At 63.1% G+C, this 19,490-nt stretch carries 13 protein-coding genes; all 13 read left to right on the forward strand.

The genetic code is table 11. The annotated features are described in order from the left end of the window. Nucleotides 1-83: 83 nt before the first annotated feature. Nucleotides 84-1,232, forward strand: coding sequence for an ABC transporter ATP-binding protein (locus AC1TPF_RS08200; RefSeq protein ID WP_482135615.1), 1,149 nt, complete (start codon nt 84-86; stop codon nt 1,230-1,232). Further along, nucleotides 1,233-2,039, forward strand: a complete 807-nt coding sequence (locus AC1TPF_RS08205; RefSeq protein ID WP_482135614.1) for an MlaE family ABC transporter permease — start codon at nt 1,233-1,235, stop codon at nt 2,037-2,039. Then, entirely contained in the window at nt 2,036-2,905 is an 870-nt protein-coding gene (locus AC1TPF_RS08210; protein ID WP_482137251.1) for an MlaE family ABC transporter permease, read from the forward strand. Before AC1TPF_RS08205 ends, AC1TPF_RS08210 begins: the two co-directional genes overlap by 4 nt. A 4-nt stretch (nt 2,906-2,909) precedes the next feature. Further along, the gene (locus AC1TPF_RS08215; RefSeq protein ID WP_482143440.1) at nt 2,910-4,262 is read left to right on the forward strand and encodes an MCE family protein; all 1,353 of its coding nucleotides are present in this window, start codon (nt 2,910-2,912) and stop codon (nt 4,260-4,262) included. Continuing rightward, on the forward strand, nt 4,259-5,326 hold the full coding sequence (locus tag AC1TPF_RS08220; protein ID WP_482135612.1) for an MCE family protein: 1,068 nt from the start codon (nt 4,259-4,261) through the stop codon (nt 5,324-5,326). The genes AC1TPF_RS08215 and AC1TPF_RS08220 overlap by 4 nt, the downstream gene beginning before the upstream one ends. Before the next feature lie 58 nt (nt 5,327-5,384). Beyond that, complete coding sequence (locus AC1TPF_RS08225) at nt 5,385-6,422, forward strand: MCE family protein (protein ID WP_482135611.1); 1,038 nt, start codon at nt 5,385-5,387, stop codon at nt 6,420-6,422. Then, nucleotides 6,422-7,681: an MCE family protein gene (locus tag AC1TPF_RS08230; RefSeq protein WP_482137250.1), complete on the forward strand. Its 1,260-nt coding sequence runs from the start codon at nt 6,422-6,424 to the stop codon at nt 7,679-7,681. Before AC1TPF_RS08225 ends, AC1TPF_RS08230 begins: the two co-directional genes overlap by 1 nt. Next, nucleotides 7,681-8,985, forward strand: a complete 1,305-nt coding sequence (locus AC1TPF_RS08235; protein ID WP_482135610.1) for an MCE family protein — start codon at nt 7,681-7,683, stop codon at nt 8,983-8,985. Before AC1TPF_RS08230 ends, AC1TPF_RS08235 begins: the two co-directional genes overlap by 1 nt. Beyond that, the gene (locus AC1TPF_RS08240; protein WP_482135609.1) at nt 8,982-10,223 is read left to right on the forward strand and encodes an MCE family protein; all 1,242 of its coding nucleotides are present in this window, start codon (nt 8,982-8,984) and stop codon (nt 10,221-10,223) included. Before AC1TPF_RS08235 ends, AC1TPF_RS08240 begins: the two co-directional genes overlap by 4 nt. A gap of 100 nt (nt 10,224-10,323) precedes the next feature. Further along, nucleotides 10,324-10,947 carry a hypothetical protein gene (locus AC1TPF_RS08245; RefSeq protein ID WP_482135608.1) on the forward strand — a complete coding sequence of 208 codons (624 nt, stop codon included), beginning with the start codon at nt 10,324-10,326 and terminating at the stop codon, nt 10,945-10,947. Continuing rightward, nucleotides 10,947-11,663: a hypothetical protein gene (locus AC1TPF_RS08250; RefSeq protein WP_482135607.1), complete on the forward strand. Its 717-nt coding sequence runs from the start codon at nt 10,947-10,949 to the stop codon at nt 11,661-11,663. The genes AC1TPF_RS08245 and AC1TPF_RS08250 overlap by 1 nt, the downstream gene beginning before the upstream one ends. Nucleotides 11,664-11,919: 256 nt before the next feature. After that, nucleotides 11,920-15,408 carry a DNA-directed RNA polymerase subunit beta gene (rpoB, locus tag AC1TPF_RS08255; protein ID WP_482135606.1) on the forward strand — a complete coding sequence of 1,163 codons (3,489 nt, stop codon included), beginning with the start codon at nt 11,920-11,922 and terminating at the stop codon, nt 15,406-15,408. A 40-nt stretch (nt 15,409-15,448) separates the two neighbouring features. Further along, nucleotides 15,449-19,405 carry a DNA-directed RNA polymerase subunit beta' gene (locus tag AC1TPF_RS08260; RefSeq protein ID WP_482143441.1) on the forward strand — a complete coding sequence of 1,319 codons (3,957 nt, stop codon included), beginning with the start codon at nt 15,449-15,451 and terminating at the stop codon, nt 19,403-19,405. The last annotated feature ends 85 nt before the right edge of the window (nt 19,406-19,490 follow it).

Here is a 19,490-nt window from a genome sequence, read left to right on the forward strand (position 1 = left end):
TTTATTCATCACGTCCTGTGGGTTAGAGTGAGCCGAACCACAGGTTCCGCGACGGGGGCGGACTTCATTTGGAGGGCATTTCAGTGGGTGTTGAGGTCAGTGTCGAGGGGCTCACGAAGTCGTTCGGGTCGCAGAATATTTGGCGTGATGTCTCGCTGACCTTGCCGCAGGGCGAGGTGAGTGTTCTGTTGGGCCCGTCCGGTACGGGTAAGTCGGTGTTCCTCAAGTCGCTGATCGGGTTGCTGCATCCCGAGCAGGGGTCGGTGATCGTCGATGGCACCGACATCACGAAGTGTTCCTCGCGTGAGCTCTATGAGATCCGCAAACTGTTCGGTGTCCTCTTCCAGGACGGTGCGTTGTTCGGGTCGATGAGCCTGTTCGACAACATCGCGTTCCCGCTTCGTGAACACACGAAGAAGAAGGAAGACGAGATCCGTCAGATCGTGATGGACAAGATCGAGCTGGTCGGTCTGACCGGTGCCGAGCACAAGCTGCCCGGTGAGATCTCCGGTGGTATGCGCAAGCGCGCCGGTCTGGCCCGCGCCCTGGTCCTCGATCCCCAGATCATCCTGTGCGACGAGCCCGACTCGGGTCTGGACCCTGTCCGCACCGCCTACCTGTCGCAGCTGCTGATCGACATCAATGCCCAGATCGACGCCACGATTTTGATCGTGACCCACAACATCCAGGTCGCCAGGACCGTGCCCGACAACATCGGCATGCTCTTCCGCAAGGAACTGGTGATGTTCGGTCCGCGTGAGGTGCTGCTGACATCGGACGAGCCGGTGGTCGATCAGTTCCTCAACGGCCGTCGCATCGGACCCATCGGTATGTCCGAGGAAAAGGACGACGCGCAGCAGAAGCGCGAGCAGGAGATGGTCGATGCCGGCCACTCCGACGGTGGTACCGCCGAGGATGTCCGCGGTATCGTCCCGCAGCTACAGGCCACCCCGGGATTGCCCGAGCGTAAGGCTGTCGGACGTCGTCAGGCCCGAGTCCGTGAGATCTTGCATACGCTGCCACCGGCCGCGCAGAAGGCGATCGAGGAGAGCTTCGTGCAGGAAGACGCTGCGCAAGAGAATCAGCGGCAGGCCGCGCATCGGATGGCTCCGGCCGGGGCCGGAGCGTATGACCAGACCCAGGGTTATGCGCAGACGCAACCCCCCTACGTCGATTCTGATGCTCAGACCGAGCAGTTCCCCCCGTACCGGCCCGGGGACAAGGCTCTGTAGATGACAAGTGCCACCACGCGTGGTGTCGATCGGGTTGCAAAAGCCGGTACGGGCGCGCTCGCTCAAACCGGCAATATTGTTCAGCTGTTCGTCGATGTCGCACGCCAAACGTTTGTGCGTCCTTTTCAATGGCGCGAGTTCATCCAGCAGGCCTGGTTCATCGCAAGTGTGACCATCCTGCCGACCGCACTTGTCGCCATCCCGTTCGGCGCGATCGTGTCACTGCAGACCGGATCGCTGATCCGGCAGCTCGGCGCCGAATCGTTCACCGGTGCGGCCAGCGTGCTGGTGGTGATCCAGCAGGGCGCACCCCTGGTGACGTCGCTGCTGGTGGCAGGTGCCGCCGGATCGGCGGTCACCGCCGATCTCGGCTCCCGGACGATTCGTGAAGAGATCGACGCGATGAAGGTGTTGGGTATCAACCCGGTTCAGCGTCTTGTCGTCCCGCGTGTGCTGGCCATGATCCTGGTGGCCGTACTGCTGTGTGGCCTGGTCTCTGTTGTCGGTATCGGCGGAGGCTATTTCTTCAACGTCATCGTGCAAGACGGAACACCGGGTGCTTATCTGGCATCATTCAGCGCGCTTGCGCAATTGCCGGACATATACGTGGCCGAGATCAAGGCCGCGGTGTTCGGTGTGATCGCCGGAGTGGTCGCGGCGTACAAGGGACTCAATCCCAAGGGTGGTCCCAAGGGTGTCGGTGATGCGGTCAACCAGGGTGTTGTCATCACCTTCCTGCTGTTGTTCTTCGCAAACCTGATCATCACTGCGGTCTACCTGCAGATCGTTCCGGCCAAGGGTTCATAGGAGAACAGGTGACGATCGCGAAAGGCAGAGGAGAGCTCGGCTACCGCGCAGGCAAGATCGCGCGCATTCCGTTGCGGGTCCTCGACGGCGCAGGCGACCAGATGTCGTTCTACGGACGCGCCATCGGGTGGTCGCCGCGCACCATCCGCCGCTATCCCAAAGAGCTGCTGCGGCTGCTCGCCGAGGTCGCATTCGGATCGGGTGGACTCGCCGTCATCGGCGGCACCATCGGCGTGATGATCCTGATGTCCGGCTTCACCGGTGTCGTCGTCGGGCTGCAGGGCGCCAACGCGCTCGACCAGCTCGGTTCGCAGGCCCTGACCGGATTCCTCGCCGCGTATGCCAACACCCGTGAGGTCGCACCACTCGTCGCCGGCCTCGCGTTGTCGGCGACCGTGGGTTGTGGTTTCACCGCGCAGCTCGGCGCCATGCGGATCTCGGAAGAAATCGACGCACTCGAGACGATGGCCGTGCCGTCGATCCCATTCCTCGTGACCACCCGCGTGCTGGCCGGCTTTGTTGCCGTCATCCCGCTGTACGTGCTCGGACTGCTGTCGGCCTACTTCGCGTCGAGACTGATAGCCACGCAGTTCACCGGCCAGTCGTCCGGTTCCTACGACCACTACTTCAACCTGTTCCTGCCCCCGGAAGATGTGCTCTGGTCGTTCGGCAAGGTGCTGGTTTTTGCCTTCGTGATCATCCTCGTCCACTGCTACTACGGCTACTACGCCACCGGCGGTCCTGCCGGTGTCGGTGTGGCGGTCGGGCACGCCGTGCGCGCAGCTCTGGTGATCATCGCGATCCTCGACTTCTTCTTGGGCCTGGCCATCTGGGGCACCACCACGTCCGTACGAGTGGGGGGCTAACCCGATGCAGGCACTACGCCGCCGGGCCTTGGGCCTGGTGTTCTTCCTCGTTGTCGCATTGTTCTTGACGCTGACGATCATGCAGTACAACAAGTCGTTCACCAGCACGGTGGATGTGAAGCTCCTGACCTCGTCGGCGGGCAATGCACTGCCGACCAACGCCGATGTGAAGGTCCGCGGGCTCATCATCGGTGAGGTCAGCAACGTCGCACCGGACATCGAAGACGGCTCGGTCATCGTCACCCTCGCGCTGCAGCCCGACAAGGTCGAGTTGCTGCCGACCGACACCACCGCGCGCATCCTGCCCAAGACCCTTTTCGGTGAGCGCTATGTGGCGTTGCAGATCCCCGATGGCCAGGAGGGCTCGTCGGCCGATCATCTGTCCAGCGGGTCGACCATCGAACAGGACCAATCGGGTAACGCCGTGGAACTCCAGCAACTGTTCGATGAGCTGTTGCCGGTCCTCGACGCGATCCCGCCTGCCGATCTGAACGTGACGTTGTCGGCGTTGTCGAAGGCCTTGGCAGGCAACGGCGAGAAGTTGGGGACGAGCCTGTCCGAGCTCAACACGATCTTCTCCGAGATCAACGACAACATGCCCGAACTGCAGGGCACTCTGCGGGGACTGGCGAGTTTCTCCCAGACCTACTCCGAGGCTTTGCCCGACCTGGTGGATTCGTTGGACAACCTGCGCACGACAACCAACACGCTGTACGAGAAGCAAGGTGATCTGCGGACCACCATCGCCGCGGTCACCCAGGTCGCCATCGACGGCACCAACTTCCTGGTCACCAACCGGCAGGATCTGGTCGATCTGGCCATCGAGTCCGAACCGCTGCTCACAGCGCTGGCCAAGCAGTCGCCTGCGTTCGGATGCACGTTCGAGAACTTCGCCGGACTCGTGCCGGAGGCCGATGTCATCACCGGGCTGGGCACCGAAAACCCCGGTGTCCGGGTGAACCTGCAGTTCGTGAACCCGCGGGGTCGGTACCTGCCCAACCAGGACGAACCGCGCCTGTTCGATGAACGTGGACCGATCTGCTACGCACCGGCGACCAACGGCAGACCGTTCCCGCAGTACCCGGGTGGTTCGGTGAACGACGGCTCCTATCAGCCGCCGTCCCGCAATGCCGGTCCGCGCAACGTTCCCCAGATGCCGGCAGCGCAGTACTCGACGATGCCCGAGGGCTCGGCATCGGAGCAGAAGTCGGTCACGAACTACAACGATCCGAGGAACAAGCTCCAGATGCAGGCCATCGTGGCGGCCTCGGCCGGTAAGGATCCCTCCGAGGTCCCGGGCTGGATCACGCTGCTCGCCGCGCCCACCGTGCAGGGAGCCCAGGTGACCATCAAATGAAGGGCTTGGTTGCTCCACTCATCAAATTGATCGTGTTCGCGGTGGTCACCGTGTTCGCGACGTCGGTGCTCGCGTTCGCCGTTGCCAACGGTGGCAGCGGAGGCGGCACCGATTTCAAGGCGATCTTCGAAGACGCGACCCAGGTCGCACCGGGTGATGACGTCCGGATCGCGGGCGTTCGCGTCGGCCAGGTCAGCGGCGTCGAGATCCACGATCGCACCCAGGCCAAGGTCAGCTTCTCGGTCGACCGCGACCGGCTCCCGGCCGGGGTCAGGGTGGTTATCAAGCTCCGAAACCTCACCGGCCAGCGCTACCTGGCCCTCGAGAAGGGGCCGGGCGATCAGACCCAGACCATCGGCGGTGGATCCACCATCGGACTGCCCAACACGGTCGAGGCGATCAACCTCACCGAGCTGTTCAACGGATTCAAGCCGCTGTTCCAGCAACTGACGGCCGACGACGTGAACAAGCTGTCGGCATCGATCATCCAGGTCTTCCAAGGGGAGAGCGGCACGATTTCGGAACTGGTCCGCGACACCGCCAGCCTGACCAACACGATCGCCGACAGAGACGCGGTGATCGGCAGCCTGATCGACAACCTCAATGCGGTGCTCGGCAACCTGAACGCGCATGACGATCAGTTCACGGCGTTGCTGACCAACACCGAGAAGTTCGTGACCGGTCTTGCCGCGCAGAAGGACTCAGTCGGGTCGGCGATCACGTCGTTGTCCAACCTGACCGCGGTGACGGCCTCGATCCTGCAGCCCACCCGGCCGTCCATCCAGGGTTCGATCGCAGCCCTCAATGACCTCGGAACCACGATCGTGGAACAGCAGGACTCGATCAAACAGACGCTGACCACGCTGCCCGTCAAGCTCCAGAAGATCGGCCGGGCAGCCACGTTCGGCTCGTGGTTCCAGTTCTATCTCTGTGGTTTGGACGTGACCGCCGGAAACGGTTCGAGTGTGCTGCTGACACAGCCACTGGTCCCGCTGCCGGACATCAACCATGTCCTCTACACCAGCGCTGCGACCCGCTGCTGGGCGAACGAGGACCCGCCGTGATGTCGACAAACAGGAACATGACAACGCGCAGACAGACGCACGGTAGGGGGGTGACGCTATGAGTGATCGACGACCAGGTGAGGGCAGAAGCCCGGTGACCGTGGGGTTCCTCGGCATCCTGATCCTGCTGATGGTGTCGATGTCCGCCTTCTTCCTCAACTCACTGCCGCTGCTCGGGGCGGGTGTCACCTACGCCGCGAACTTCTCCGAGGCGGCCGGGCTCAAACCCGGCGCCGAGGTACGCGTCGCAGGCGTCAAGGTGGGCGATGTGCGCGCGGTCGACCTCGACGGCGACAAGGTCCGGGTCGAGATGCGCGTGAACAACGCCTGGATCGGCAACCAGACCAAGGCGTCCATCCAGATCAAAACCGTTCTGGGGCAGAAGTACATCGCGCTCGATCCGCAGGGCAGCAAGATCGCCGACCCCGACGAGGTCATCCCGCTGAGCCGGACCACGTCGCCCTACGACGTGATCGAGGCGTTCTCTGACGCAGCCGAACAGGTCGACGAACTCGACACCGACCAGCTTGCGACGAGTATGCGCACGCTCTCGGATGCGTTCTCGGGAACACCTGCCGACCTGCGGTCGTCGCTCGACGGTCTGACCCGGCTCTCGGAGACCATCGCCAGCCGCGATCAGAAGGTGCAGGAGCTGCTGGCGGCCACCAAGGACACCTCCAAGCTCCTGGCCGACCGGAACAACGAGTTCGAACGGCTGATCTCCGGGGCAGGGGAGTTGCTGACCGAACTCAACAATCGTCAGCAGTCGATCTCGACCCTGTTGTCCAGCACGATCACGTTGTCGGATGCGTTGTCGGGCATCGTCAAAGACAACCAGGAACAGATCGGTCCAACGCTCGAAACCCTCAAGCAGGTGATTGTGATCCTTCAGGATCAGAACGAGAATCTGCGGCAGTCGCTGACCTACATGGCACCGTTCTACCGGCTCTACACCAACGTGCTCGGTAACGGTCGCTGGTTCGAGTCCGTGGTCACCAACATCCTGCCGCCGGCATTGCCGCAGCAGAACACCACACGGCCTCCCGTCAAGAACAAGACAACACTCAACAGCGGCGGAACGGAGGCAGGCGGATGATGACCACGGCACGCGACCTCCAGGGCACCCGGGGACCCGGGCGCTGGTTCACTCCCAAACACATCGTGTTCATCGTCATCGGGCTGATCCTGGCGCTGCTGATCGCCGGCTCGATGTGGTGGGTTTTCAAGCGCGTCACCAGCACCACGGTGACCGCGGATTTCCGGAGCAGTGTCGGCATCTATGAGGGCAGCGATGTCCGGGTGCTCGGTGTTGCAGTGGGGCGGGTGACCGAGGTGACCCCGCAGGGTGACCAGGTCCGCGTGAAGATGCGCGTCGACGGCAGTGTGAACCTGCCGGCCGATGTCGGTGCCGCGCAGATCACGCCGTCCGTGGTCGCCGACCGATACGTTCAGCTCACCCCGGTCTACATCGAAGGGCCAAAGGCCCCGCAGAGCTTCACCCTTCCCATCGAGAAGACGATGGTCCCGGTGGAGGTCGACGAGCTCTATGCCAGCGTCGAGAAGCTGTCTACGGCGCTCGGGCCCGAAGGCGCCAACAAGGACGGTGCGGTCTCGGAACTGGTGGCCACCGGCGCCGAGAACCTGGGCGACAACGGTGAGGCGCTGGGGGAGACCATCCGCGGACTGTCGAAAGCTGCGGACACCCTCAGTGAGTCGCGCGGCAACATCGTCGACACGATCAAGAACCTCGACAGCTTTGTCGGAATGCTGGCCGAAAACGATCAGCAGGTGCGCCGATTCAACACGCAGATGGCCTCGTTCAACACCTTCCTGGCCGGTGAACGCGAACAGCTCGGTACCGCTCTGGACAAGTTGTCGGTGGCACTCGGTGATGTCGCGGGATTCGTTCAGGACAACCGTGAGGCGCTCGGCGACGCGGTCGAAGGCCTGATCCCGACCACCCAGATGTTGGTGGACACAAAGGAATACCAGAAGGAAATCCTGGAAGTGCTCCCGGTGACCCTGTCGAACCTGGTCAACGCCTACAACGCGGAGTCGGGGACACTCGACCTGCATTTGACGTTGCCCGAGTTGCAGAACCTGCTCGGCGCACAGTGTGGCCTGCTCGATCTGGGCAAGCTCAAGCCCGGTGACCCGGCGTTCGAACAGTTCAGCTCAACCCTGCGGCCGATCATCGACCAGTGCAAGGACGTTGCCGAGCAGATCAACGACGGCATCACGACGCCGACGCTGAACCTGCCGTTCGGCATCATGAGCAACGAGAACAACCAGAATCGCGGTCCCGTCCCAGGAACGGTGCCCGGTACTCCGGCACCGGGATTGGGTGGCAACTGATGAACCGGTGGTTCAAGGCGGGCGCTGCAGCGCTGATCGGCGCTGCGGTGATCGCGGTGGGTGGTTGCGGTAGTCAGGGCCTCCAGTCGGTCCCGCTACCCGGCGGTGCGCCGCTGGGGGACAACCCGCGGACGTACAAGCTCCAGTTCATCGATGTGCTCGATCTGGTGCCGCAGTCGACGGTGAAGTTCAACGGCGTCGAGGTGGGCCGGGTCCAGGAGATCAAGGTCGCGCCCGACAAGTGGACGGCCGAGATCACCATCGAGGTGCAGAATCGCGTCGACCTCTCCGACCAGGCGCGCGCCGAGATCCAGCAGACGAACCTCCTCGGTGAGAAGTACGTGGCGCTGGAAGATCCGCAAGAGAACGCAGATCTGCCCCGGCAGAATCCGGCCGAGGTCATCGGATGTCCCGGTGTCGGCGACGCCGACTGCCGCACCCGCACCGCAACGGACATCGAACAGGTCCTGGGTGCGTTGTCGCTGCTGCTCAACGGAGGCGGTGTGGCACAGATCAAACCGATCGTCGACGAGCTGAACACGGCGCTAGAGGGTCGTCAGACCGAGGTCAAGGGTCTGCTGGACGAGACCGCACGCCTGATCAACGGGCTCGACGAGCAGAAGAACAACATCGTCACCGCGCTCGACGGACTCGACGCCTTGTCGACCCGGGCCCGCGCCCAGACCGACCAGATCAATCGGGTGCTCGATGAATTGCCGAAGGGCGTAAAGGTTCTCGAGGAGCAGCGGCCGCAGTTCGTGACGATGCTCCAGCAACTCGACAGCCTCGGCGACGCCGGCGTTGCGGTCCTCGGGACTGCCCGCGACGAGATCATCACCGATCTCAAGGCATTGCGACCGGTGCTGCAGTCCCTCGCGGGGGCTGCTCCGGACATCGTCACCGCGGCGCCCCTGTTGTTCACCTACCCCTTCCCGGACAACCTGTTGCCTGGCGTGATCGGTGATTCGACCAACCTGTTCGCCAACCTCGATCTACGGCTGCTCAATCAGCTCGAGGCACTTGGTGTCGGGCAGGGTGATCCGGTGTACAGCCCGCCGCGGACCGGGCCGACACCCAAGATCGATCCGAAGAATCCCTACTACAACGGCAACGGACCGCGTCTGGGGTGGCCGACCATCACGTTGCTGCCGTTGCCCAACGCGCAACCGGGCCCGAACACTCCGCCCTCGGGCGGACAGTACGCGCTGATGCCGGAAGAACGGGGCAGTCAGAGCTTCATCGAGGGGCCGTTGAATCTGTTGACCAATGCCAATACCGGACCGTCCGAAGGTGGTGGGTCATGATCTCCAAGATCGCGAAATGGCAGCTCATCGTCTTTGTGGTCGTCGGTCTGATCGCGCTGGTCTATGTCGGTGCCACGTATGCCCGGCTGGACCGGCTGGTGGGCATCGGTTCGTACACGGTCAAGGCCGAGTTCGCCGATTCCGGCGGCATCTTCACCAACGGTGAGGTGACCTACCGCGGTGTGCCGGTCGGCCGCGTCGGTCCGTTGACGCTGCAACCCGACGGTGTCCAGGTCGAACTGGTCCTCGATTCCGGTGGCCCGAAGATCCCGGACTCGGCGATGGCAGTCGTCGCGAACCGATCGGCGATCGGTGAGCAGTACGTGGATCTGCGGCCCAAGAACAACTCTGGGCCGTATCTCAAAGAGGGGTCGGTCATCACCGACACGCAGATCCCGCCGCCGCTGCAGGATGTGCTGAAGTCCGCAGTCGACTTCACCGGCTCGATCCCGGTGGACGATCTGCGGACCGTGGTGACGGAATTGGGCAAGGCATTCAATGGCAATGCCGACAATTTGGAGTCGCTGGTCGATTCGCTGTCGAACCTGTCCAAGGCGGGTCTGGACAATCTGCCGCAGACGATTTCGCTGATCCAGAACAGTGACACCGTGCTCGGAACCCAGGCCGATCAATCGGACGAGATCCTGGCGTGGTCACGCAATCTGGAACTGGTGACGCAGACGCTGCAGGCCTCTGATCCGGCCATCCGGCGACTGCTGACGACCGGTACCGCAAGCGCCACCCAGATCTCACAACTGTTGCAGGACAGCGGCGGTGACATCACCACGGTGGTCCGCAATCTCGCCGAGACGGTCAACACGATCGCCCCGACGTTCTATGGCATCAGCCCGGCGCTGGCGTTGCTCTCGGCACTGTCGAGCGGTAGCTACGGCCCGACCCCCGGTGATGGCACCATCCACTTCGGAATCGTGCTCGAGGTCAACAATCCGCCCGCCTGCACGGTCGGTTACGAGAGCACCGAGGCGATCATCGCGGCGGAGAAGGCCAAGAACCCGGACTTCGACCCCAACTACGACGACTTCCCGTTCAACACCGAGGCCAATTGTGATGTGGCACAGGGAAATCCGACTGGAGTACGAAGTGCGGACCGGGCGCAGTTCGCTGACCCGAACACGCCTCAGCCGTGGGACAACAACCCGAAGAAGATGCCCGACACCCTCAATCTGAATCCCATTGCGCGACAGATGGCTGCGCTGTTGGGCGTGCGGGAGAAGTGATTGTGGCGGAGACGAAGCCGCAGGCGGAGCTCGACCATATGTCGGAGACGAAGCCGGAGGCGGAGCTCGACCCGTTGGCACCGTGTACCTTTGGCGGGCGATGACTACGACTTCTACTTCTGAGCCCGGCGGCAAGCGACATCTCGGTTCGCAGCAACTGTGGCTGCGAGTGTGTGCTGCCCTCGCGGCGGTCGCTCTCGTGGCCGCGGTGGTGTGCGCGGGCTGGTTCGGTTACCGGTGGATCGACTCCGCCTTTTTCGGTGTGCAGAACACCCAGGAGGTCCGGGACGACGCACAGGACGGCGCCGAGCAGGTCATCCTCAACGTCACCAACATCGACCCGAAGAATCTGTCGGCATTTCGCGAGCAGGTGGACTCGTCGTTGACGGGCAAGGCCCGCACGCAGATCACCGCGGAAGACTTCGAGACGCTCACCAAGCAGGTCGACGAGAACGGCGACAACACCGCGACACTGACGTCCGTGATCAAGCGCAGCGGCGTGGTCGAGTTCAACAAAGAGGACAAGACCGCCAAGGTGCTCGTGTACGTGGACGTCACCAGCGCCGTCCCGGGCGCGCAGCCGGCCACGTCCAACATGGGTTTCTCGGTTGATGTGGTCGACGTCGACGGTGGGTGGAAGGCCTCGGACATCCAATCGATCGACGCGATCGGACTGCAGGATCCGGCAGGCACCACCACCGCCCCGACCACAGGGGGTAACTGATGTCAGGTCCACGTAAGCCGGCCCGTCCGGGTTCGAATGCGCCACGCGGCAAGGTGCGGGTCGCCGGTAGCGGGCCGTCATCCGGCACTGCGCCCGATCGAGCCACGGACGCCGTCGACGACAAATCCGTCTCTCTCACGAAGGCGTCCTCGCCTGCGAACGCCTCGTCGAAGGCCGGTCCGCGAGCCCCCTCGGCCCCGACTCCCGAGTCGGGATTCCTGAGCTGGCGCAAGGTCGCGGTTGTTGCCGGTATCGCGCTGGTGGTCGGGGTGTTCGCGATCATCGCGGCGTTCAAGCCCGGTGTGTCGGAATCCGGATCGAACCTCGCATTCACCAGTGCGTCGGATACGAGTGCGCTCAAGGCGCAGGCCGGCGACCGGATCTGTGCGGTGCTGTCGGTGGATCCCACGAAGTTCGACGACTGGGCCAACAACGCCAAGACCGGTCTCACCGGTGAGGCGTTGACGCAGTTCAACGAATATCAGACGACCACCAAGGACCTGGCCGCGCAGAGCGGGCAGGGCGCAGAATGCCAGGTCGACATGGTTGCGGTCAGCCACATGGACGACTCGAATGCGACCGTCATCACCACCATGATCATCAGCAGCACCCAGCAGGGTGTGGCGGTCATGGGTGGACCCGGTCAGGCCCGTACCGAACTCGGCCTACAGAAGATCGATGGCCAGTGGTTGATCAGCCGCATCTCTGATTTTTAACCTCAAAAACCGCGCGTTCCTCTTGACGCGGGGCCTTCTTGGTTGCAGTCTGTTCGCAGTAACTCCGTGGGGTTGTTTACGTGCGCCCATTTTCTGGTACAGTTGGACGTTGCGCTGGCTGCGTCCTGTCCACCTCACGATTTCACCTTCCAACCACAGAGCTTGTGGTGTTCCAGGTGATCGCCGTTGACCAGGTTGTACAGCAGCGAAACACCACTAGGGCACTAACGAGTTATTCGTGTTGGAAGGACATATCTTGGCAGTCACCCGCCAGTCCACCTCAACCATTCCAGGTGCGCCTCGGCGCGCCTCTTTCGCAAAGATCAGCGAGCCACTGGAAGTACCCGGACTGCTTGATGTGCAGCTCGAGTCCTTTGAGTGGCTCGTCGGTTCCGCGGAATGGCGTGAGCGCGCTGCATCTCGCGGCGATGGAAACCCTACCGGCGGCCTGGAGGACATCCTCGCCGAACTGTCCCCGATCGAGGACTTCTCCGGTTCCATGTCGCTGTCTTTCTCCGACCCGCGGTTCGATGAGGTCAAGGCCTCTGTCGCGGAGTGCAAAGACAAAGACATGACCTACGCGGCTCCGCTGTTCGTCACCGCCGAGTTCATCAACAACAACACCGGCGAAATCAAGTCCCAGACCGTGTTCATGGGCGATTTCCCGATCATGACCGACAAGGGCAGCTTCATCATCAACGGCACCGAGCGTGTCGTCGTGAGCCAGCTGGTCCGTAGCCCCGGTGTCTACTTCGATGCGAACATCGACAAGGCCACCGAGAAGACCCTGCACAGCGTCAAGGTCATCCCGGGTCGTGGCGCCTGGCTCGAGTTCGACATCGACAAGCGCGACACCGTCGGCGTTCGTATCGACCGCAAGCGCCGCCAGTCGGTCACCGTGCTGCTCAAGGCGCTCGGTTGGACCAAGGAGCAGATCGAGGAGCGCTTCGGCTTCTCCGAGATCATGATGTCGACGCTGGAGAAGGACAACACCGCCGGCACCGATGAGGCCCTGCTCGAGGTCTACCGCAAGCTGCGTCCGGGCGAGCCCCCGACCAAGGAGTCGGCGCAGACCCTGCTGGAGAACCTGTTCTTCAAGGAGAAGCGTTACGACCTGGCCAAGGTCGGCCGTTACAAGGTCAACAAGAAGCTCGGTCTGGTCGAGAACCCGATGGCCGGCGCTCCGGTGCTGACCGAAGAAGACATCGTCGCCACCGTCGAGTACCTGGTGCGTCTGCACGAGGCCGACCCCAACGTCACCAGCACCATGACCGTGCCCGGTGGCGTCGAGGTTCCGGTCGAGGTCGACGACATCGACCACTTCGGCAACCGTCGCCTGCGTACCGTCGGCGAGCTCATCCAGAACCAGATCCGCGTGGGCCTGTCCCGCATGGAGCGTGTCGTTCGCGAGCGTATGACGACCCAGGACGTCGAGGCCATCACGCCGCAGACCCTGATCAACATCCGTCCCGTGGTCGCCGCGATCAAGGAGTTCTTCGGAACCTCGCAGCTGTCGCAGTTCATGGACCAGAACAACCCGCTGTCGGGTCTGACCCACAAGCGCCGCCTGTCGGCGCTGGGCCCCGGTGGTCTGTCCCGTGAGCGTGCCGGCCTCGAAGTCCGTGACGTCCACCCGTCGCACTACGGCCGTATGTGCCCGATCGAGACCCCGGAAGGCCCGAACATCGGCCTGATCGGTTCGCTGTCGGTGTACGCACGGGTCAATCCGTTCGGCTTCATCGAGACCCCGTACCGCAAGGTCACCGAGGGTGTCGTCACCGATGAGATCCAGTACATGACCGCCGATGAAGAAGATCGCTTCCTCATCGGTCAGGCCAACACCAATTTCGATGCCAGCGGTGTCATCACGGATGAGCGCGTGCTCGTCCGTAAGAAGGGCGCCGAGGTCGAGTTCGTGACGTCGAGCCAGGTCGAGTACCTCGACGTCAGCCCGCGTCAGATGGTGTCCGTGGCCACGGCCATGATCCCGTTCCTCGAGCACGACGATGCCAACCGTGCACTGATGGGTGCCAACATGCAGCGTCAGGCGGTGCCGCTGGTTCGCAGCGAGTCGCCGTTGGTCGGTACCGGCATGGAGCTCCGTGCTGCTGTCGACGCCGGTGACGTGATCCTGACGCCGAAGAACGGTGTGGTCGAAGAGGTTTCCGCCGACTACATCACCGTGATGGCAGACGACGGCACTCGCGACACCTTCCAGATGCGCAAGTTCGCACGCTCGAACCAGGGCACTTGTGCCAACCAGCGTCCGATCGTGGACGAGGGTCAGCGGGTCGAGGTCGGACAGGTTCTCGCCGACGGTCCTTGCACCGAGAACGGTGAGATGGCCCTCGGAAAGAACCTCCTCGTGGCGATCATGCCGTGGGAAGGTCACAACTACGAGGACGCGATCATCCTGAGCCAGCGTCTCGTCGAAGAGGACGTGCTCACCTCGATTCACATCGAAGAGCACGAAATCGACGCGCGCGACACCAAGCTCGGTGCCGAGGAGATCACCCGGGACATCCCGAACGTCTCCGATGAGGTGCTCGCCGATCTCGACGAGCGCGGCATCATCCGCATCGGTGCCGAGGTCCGCGACGGCGACATCCTGGTCGGAAAGGTCACGCCGAAGGGCGAGACCGAGCTGACCCCGGAAGAGCGTCTGCTGCGTGCCATCTTCGGTGAGAAGGCTCGCGAAGTTCGCGACACCTCGCTCAAGGTTCCTCACGGTGAGACCGGCAAGGTCATCGGCATCCGCGTCTTCTCGCGTGATGACGACGACGATCTGCCTCCCGGTGTCAACGAGCTGGTCCGGGTGTACGTGGCCCAGAAGCGCAAGATCCAGGACGGCGACAAGCTCGCCGGCCGCCACGGCAACAAGGGCGTCATCGGCAAGATCCTGCCCGCCGAGGACATGCCCTTCCTGCCTGACGGCACCCCGGTCGACATCATCCTGAACACCCACGGTGTTCCGCGTCGTATGAACATCGGTCAGATCTTGGAGACCCACCTCGGGTGGATCGCCAAGACCGGCTGGAATATCAACGTCGCAGAGGGTGTGCCGGAGTGGGCGTCGCGTCTGCCCGAGGACATGCTCTCGGTGGAGCCGGGAACCAACACCGCCACCCCGGTGTTCGACGGCGCTCGCGAAGAGGAACTGACGGGCCTGCTGGCCTCGACGCTTCCGAACCGCGACGGCGAGGTGATGGTCAACGCTGACGGCAAGGCCACACTGTTCGACGGTCGTAGTGGCGAGCCGTTCCCGTACCCGGTCTCGGTCGGTTACATGTACATCATCAAGCTGCATCACTTGGTCGACGACAAGATCCACGCTCGTTCGACCGGGCCGTACTCGATGATCACCCAGCAGCCACTCGGTGGTAAAGCGCAGTTCGGTGGTCAGCGTTTCGGTGAGATGGAGTGCTGGGCCATGCAGGCCTACGGTGCGGCGTACACGCTGCAGGAGCTTCTGACCATCAAGTCGGACGACGTTGTCGGCCGCGTGAAGGTCTACGAGGCAATCGTCAAGGGCGAGAACATCCCGGAACCGGGTATCCCCGAGTCGTTCAAGGTGCTGCTGAAGGAACTTCAGTCGCTGTGCCTGAACGTCGAGGTACTCAGCTCCGACGGTGCCGCCATCGAGATGCGTGACGGCGACGACGAGGACTTGGAGCGGGCTGCGGCCAACCTGGGTATCAACCTCTCGCGTAACGAAGCCGCCACCGTCGATGACCTGGCCAACTGATCACCCAGCTTTTTCTGTCTGAGCTACTGAAAGGTAAATAGTGCTCGACGTCAACTTTTTCGATGAACTGAAGATTGGCCTGGCCACCGCCGACGACATCCACAACTGGTCGTTCGGTGAGGTGAAGAAGCCGGAGACGATCAACTACCGCACGCTCAAGCCCGAGAAGGATGGCTTGTTCTGCGAGAAGATCTTCGGTCCCACCCGGGACTGGGAGTGCTACTGCGGCAAGTACAAGCGTGTCCGCTTCAAGGGCATCATCTGTGAGCGTTGCGGCGTCGAGGTCACTCGCGCCAAGGTGCGTCGTGAGCGGATGGGTCATATCGAGCTGGCCGCACCGGTCACCCACATCTGGTACTTCAAGGGTGTGCCGAGCCGGTTGGGTTACCTGCTCGACCTGGCGCCGAAGGATCTCGAGAAGATCATCTACTTCGCCGCCTATGTGATCACCGCTGTGGACGACGAACTGCGCCACAACGAGAAGTCCACGCTCGAGGCCGAGATGGAGGTCGAGAAGAAGGGTGTCGCAGACACTCGGGATTCCGACCTCGAAGAGCGCGCCAAGAAGCTCGAAGAGGACCTGGCAGAGCTGGAGCGCGAAGGCGCCAAGGCCGATGCCCGCCGCAAGGTGAAGGATGCCGGCGAGCGCGAGATGCGCCGTATCCGTGACACCGCGCAGCGCGCCCTCGACGATCTCGACGAGATCTGGGACAAGTTCGTCAAACTTGCTCCCAAGCAGATGATCATCGACGAGAAGCTGTACCGCGAGATCCAGGACCGCTACGGCGAGTACTTCACCGGAGCCATGGGTGCCGAGGCCATCAAGCGTCTGCTCGAGGACTTCGACATCGCCGCCGAGGTCGAGATCCTGCGCGACACGATCCGCAACGGCAAGGGGCAGAAGAAGCTCCGCGCACTGAAGCGGCTCAAGGTCGTGGCAGCGTTCCACCGGTCGGGCAACTCGCCGCTGGGTATGGTTCTCGACGCCGTGCCGGTGATCCCGCCGGAGCTGCGTCCGATGGTCCAGCTCGATGGTGGCCGCTTCGCGACCTCCGACCTGAACGACCTGTACCGCCGCGTGATCAACCGCAACAACCGCCTCAAGCGACTGATCGATCTCGGTGCTCCCGAGATCATCGTCAACAATGAGAAGCGGATGCTGCAGGAGTCCGTCGACGCACTGTTCGACAACGGTCGTCGTGGCCGTCCGGTCACCGGACCGGGTAACCGCCCGCTGAAGTCGTTGAGCGATCTGCTCAAGGGCAAGCAGGGTCGTTTCCGTCAGAACCTGCTCGGCAAGCGCGTCGACTACTCGGGCCGTTCGGTCATCGTCGTCGGCCCGCAGCTCAAGCTGCATCAGTGTGGTCTGCCCAAGCTGATGGCACTCGAGCTGTTCAAGCCGTTCGTGATGAAGCGTCTCGTCGACCTGAACCAGGCTCAGAACATCAAGTCCGCCAAGCGGATGGTCGAGCGTCAGCGCCCGGCCGTGTGGGACGTCCTCGAAGAGGTCATCGCCGAGCACCCGGTTCTGCTGAACCGTGCGCCGACGCTGCACCGTCTGGGCATCCAGGCATTCGAGCCCCAGCTGGTCGAGGGCAAGGCCATCCAGCTGCACCCGCTCGTGTGTGAGGCCTTCAACGCCGACTTCGACGGTGACCAGATGGCAGTTCACCTGCCGCTGTCCGCCGAGGCGCAGGCCGAGGCCCGCATCCTGATGCTGTCGTCGAACAACATCCTGTCGCCTGCGTCGGGCCGTCCGTTGGCCATGCCGCGTCTTGACATGGTGACCGGTCTGTTCCACCTGACCACGCTGAAGCCCGAGGCAGTCGGCGCGTACAGCGCATCGACCGGCGACGATGTCGAGCGCGGGGTCTACTCGACCCCGTCCGAGGCTCAGATGGCTGTCGACCGTGGCGTGCTCAGCGTGCAGGCTCCGATCAAGGTCCGGCTGACGCACCAGCGTCCGACCCGGGCGATCGAGCGGGAGCAGTTCCCGGAGGGCTGGAAGTTCGGCACCCCGTGGATCATCGAGACCACTTTGGGTCGCGTGCTGTTCAACGAATTGCTGCCGAACGATTACCCGTTCGTCAACGAGCAGATGCCGAAGAAGCGTCAGGCCACGATCATCAACGACATGGCCGAGCGCTACCCGATGATCGTTGTCGCGCAGACCGTCGACAAGCTGAAGGACGCCGGCTTCCACTGGGCCACCCGTTCGGGTGTCACCATCGCGATGTCCGACGTGCTCGTGTCGCCGAACAAGGGCGAGATCCTCGAAAGGTACGAGGACCGGGCCGATGGTCTGGAGCGTAAGTTCCAGCGTGGTGCCCTGACCGGTGCCGAGCGTCGTGACGCTCTGGTGGAGATCTGGAAGCAGGCAACCGAAGAGGTTGGCGCCGATATGGAGCGTCACTACCCCGACGACAACCCGATCCCGATGATCGTGCAGTCCGGTGCCGCGGGCAACATGACCCAGATTCGCTCGCTTGCGGGCATGAAGGGTCTGGTGACGAACCCGAAGGGTGAGTTCATCCCGCGTCCGATCAAGTCCTCGTTCCGTGAGGGTCTGACCGTCGCCGAGTACTTCATCAACACGCACGGTGCCCGTAAGGGCCTGGCCGACACCGCGCTTCGTACCGCCGACTCGGGTTACCTAACCCGTCGTCTGGTGGACGTTTCGCAGGACGTCATCGTGCGTGAGACCGACTGTGGCACCGAGCGTGGCATCAACACGATCATCGCGGAGAAGCAGGCCGATGGCACGCTGATCCGCGACGCCCACGTCGAGACGTCAACGTTCGCAAGGACTTTGGCCACCGACGCGATCGACGCCAACGGCAAGCTCATCATCAACCGTGGATTTGATCTCGGTGATCCCGCGATCGAGGCTCTGCTCGAGGCCGGCATCTCGCAGGTGAAGGTCCGTTCGGTCCTGACCTGTGGCACCGGCACCGGTGTCTGCGCCACGTGTTACGGACGGTCGATGGCCACCGGCAAGCTCGTCGACATCGGTGAGGCCGTCGGTATCGTCGCGGCCCAGTCGATCGGTGAGCCCGGTACCCAGCTGACCATGCGTACGTTCCACCAGGGTGGTGTCGGCGACGACATCACCGGTGGTCTGCCGCGTGTTCAGGAGCTGTTCGAGGCCCGTGTCCCCAAGGGCAAGGCCCCGATCGCCGAGGTTTCCGGACGCATTCGCCTGGAAGACGATGATCGCTTCTACAAGATGACGATCATCCCGGACGACGGCTCGGAAGAGGTCATCTACGACAAGATCTCGAAGCGTCAGCGTCTGCGCGTGTTCAAGCATGAGGACGGCAGTGAGCGTCTGCTCGCTGACGGCGATCATGTCGAGGTCGGCCAGCAGCTCATGGAAGGTGCTGCCGATCCGCACGAGGTGCTGCGTGTCATGGGTCCCCGTCAGGTGCAGGTTCACCTGGTCAACGAGGTCCAGGAGGTCTACCGGAGCCAGGGTGTGTCGATCCACGACAAGCACATCGAGACGATTGTTCGTCAGATGCTGCGTCGCGTGACGATCATCGATTCCGGTGCCACCGAGTTCCTGCCCGGTTCGCTCACCGAGCGCGCCGAGTTCGAGGCGGCCAACCGTCGCGTCGTGGCCGAGGGTGGCGAGCCCGCTGCCGGACGTCCGGTGCTCATGGGTATCACCAAGGCATCGCTCGCAACCGAGTCCTGGTTGTCGGCGGCGTCGTTCCAGGAGACCACTCGCGTGCTCACCGATGCGGCCATCAACAGCCGTAGCGACAAGCTCGTCGGCCTCAAGGAGAACGTGATCATCGGTAAGCTCATCCCGGCCGGAACCGGTATCAACCGGTACCGGAACATCCAGGTGCAGCCGACCGAAGAAGCACGTGCAGCCGCGTACGCGGTGCCGTCTTACGACGACACCTACTACAGCCCGGACGGCACCTTCGGTGCCCCGTCGGGTGCGGCTGTCCCGCTGGACGATTACGGATTCAGCAGCGACTACCGCTAGGTAAACGCAACCGAAAGCGGGCGCTCCCTTTCGAGGGGGCGCCCGCTTTTTTGTGTTGAGCCCCCACCCGCAAATTCGCGCCACT

It is taken from the genome of Williamsia sp. Y853, from assembly GCF_056786495.1.

Excerpts from the sequence above, each read along its gene's own strand:
- AC1TPF_RS08205 (WP_482135614.1), top strand. The coding sequence starts at position 1,233 with ATGACAAGTGCCACCACGCGTGGTGTCGATCGGGTTGCAAAAGCCGGT.
- AC1TPF_RS08215 (WP_482143440.1), top strand. The coding sequence starts at position 2,910 with ATGCAGGCACTACGCCGCCGGGCCTTGGGCCTGGTGTTCTTCCTCGTT.
- AC1TPF_RS08220 (WP_482135612.1), top strand. The coding sequence starts at position 4,259 with ATGAAGGGCTTGGTTGCTCCACTCATCAAATTGATCGTGTTCGCGGTG.
- AC1TPF_RS08225 (WP_482135611.1), top strand. The coding sequence starts at position 5,385 with ATGAGTGATCGACGACCAGGTGAGGGCAGAAGCCCGGTGACCGTGGGG.
- AC1TPF_RS08230 (WP_482137250.1), top strand. The coding sequence starts at position 6,422 with ATGACCACGGCACGCGACCTCCAGGGCACCCGGGGACCCGGGCGCTGG.
- AC1TPF_RS08235 (WP_482135610.1), top strand. The coding sequence starts at position 7,681 with ATGAACCGGTGGTTCAAGGCGGGCGCTGCAGCGCTGATCGGCGCTGCG.
- AC1TPF_RS08240 (WP_482135609.1), top strand. The coding sequence starts at position 8,982 with ATGATCTCCAAGATCGCGAAATGGCAGCTCATCGTCTTTGTGGTCGTC.
- AC1TPF_RS08245 (WP_482135608.1), top strand. The coding sequence starts at position 10,324 with ATGACTACGACTTCTACTTCTGAGCCCGGCGGCAAGCGACATCTCGGT.
- AC1TPF_RS08250 (WP_482135607.1), top strand. The coding sequence starts at position 10,947 with ATGTCAGGTCCACGTAAGCCGGCCCGTCCGGGTTCGAATGCGCCACGC.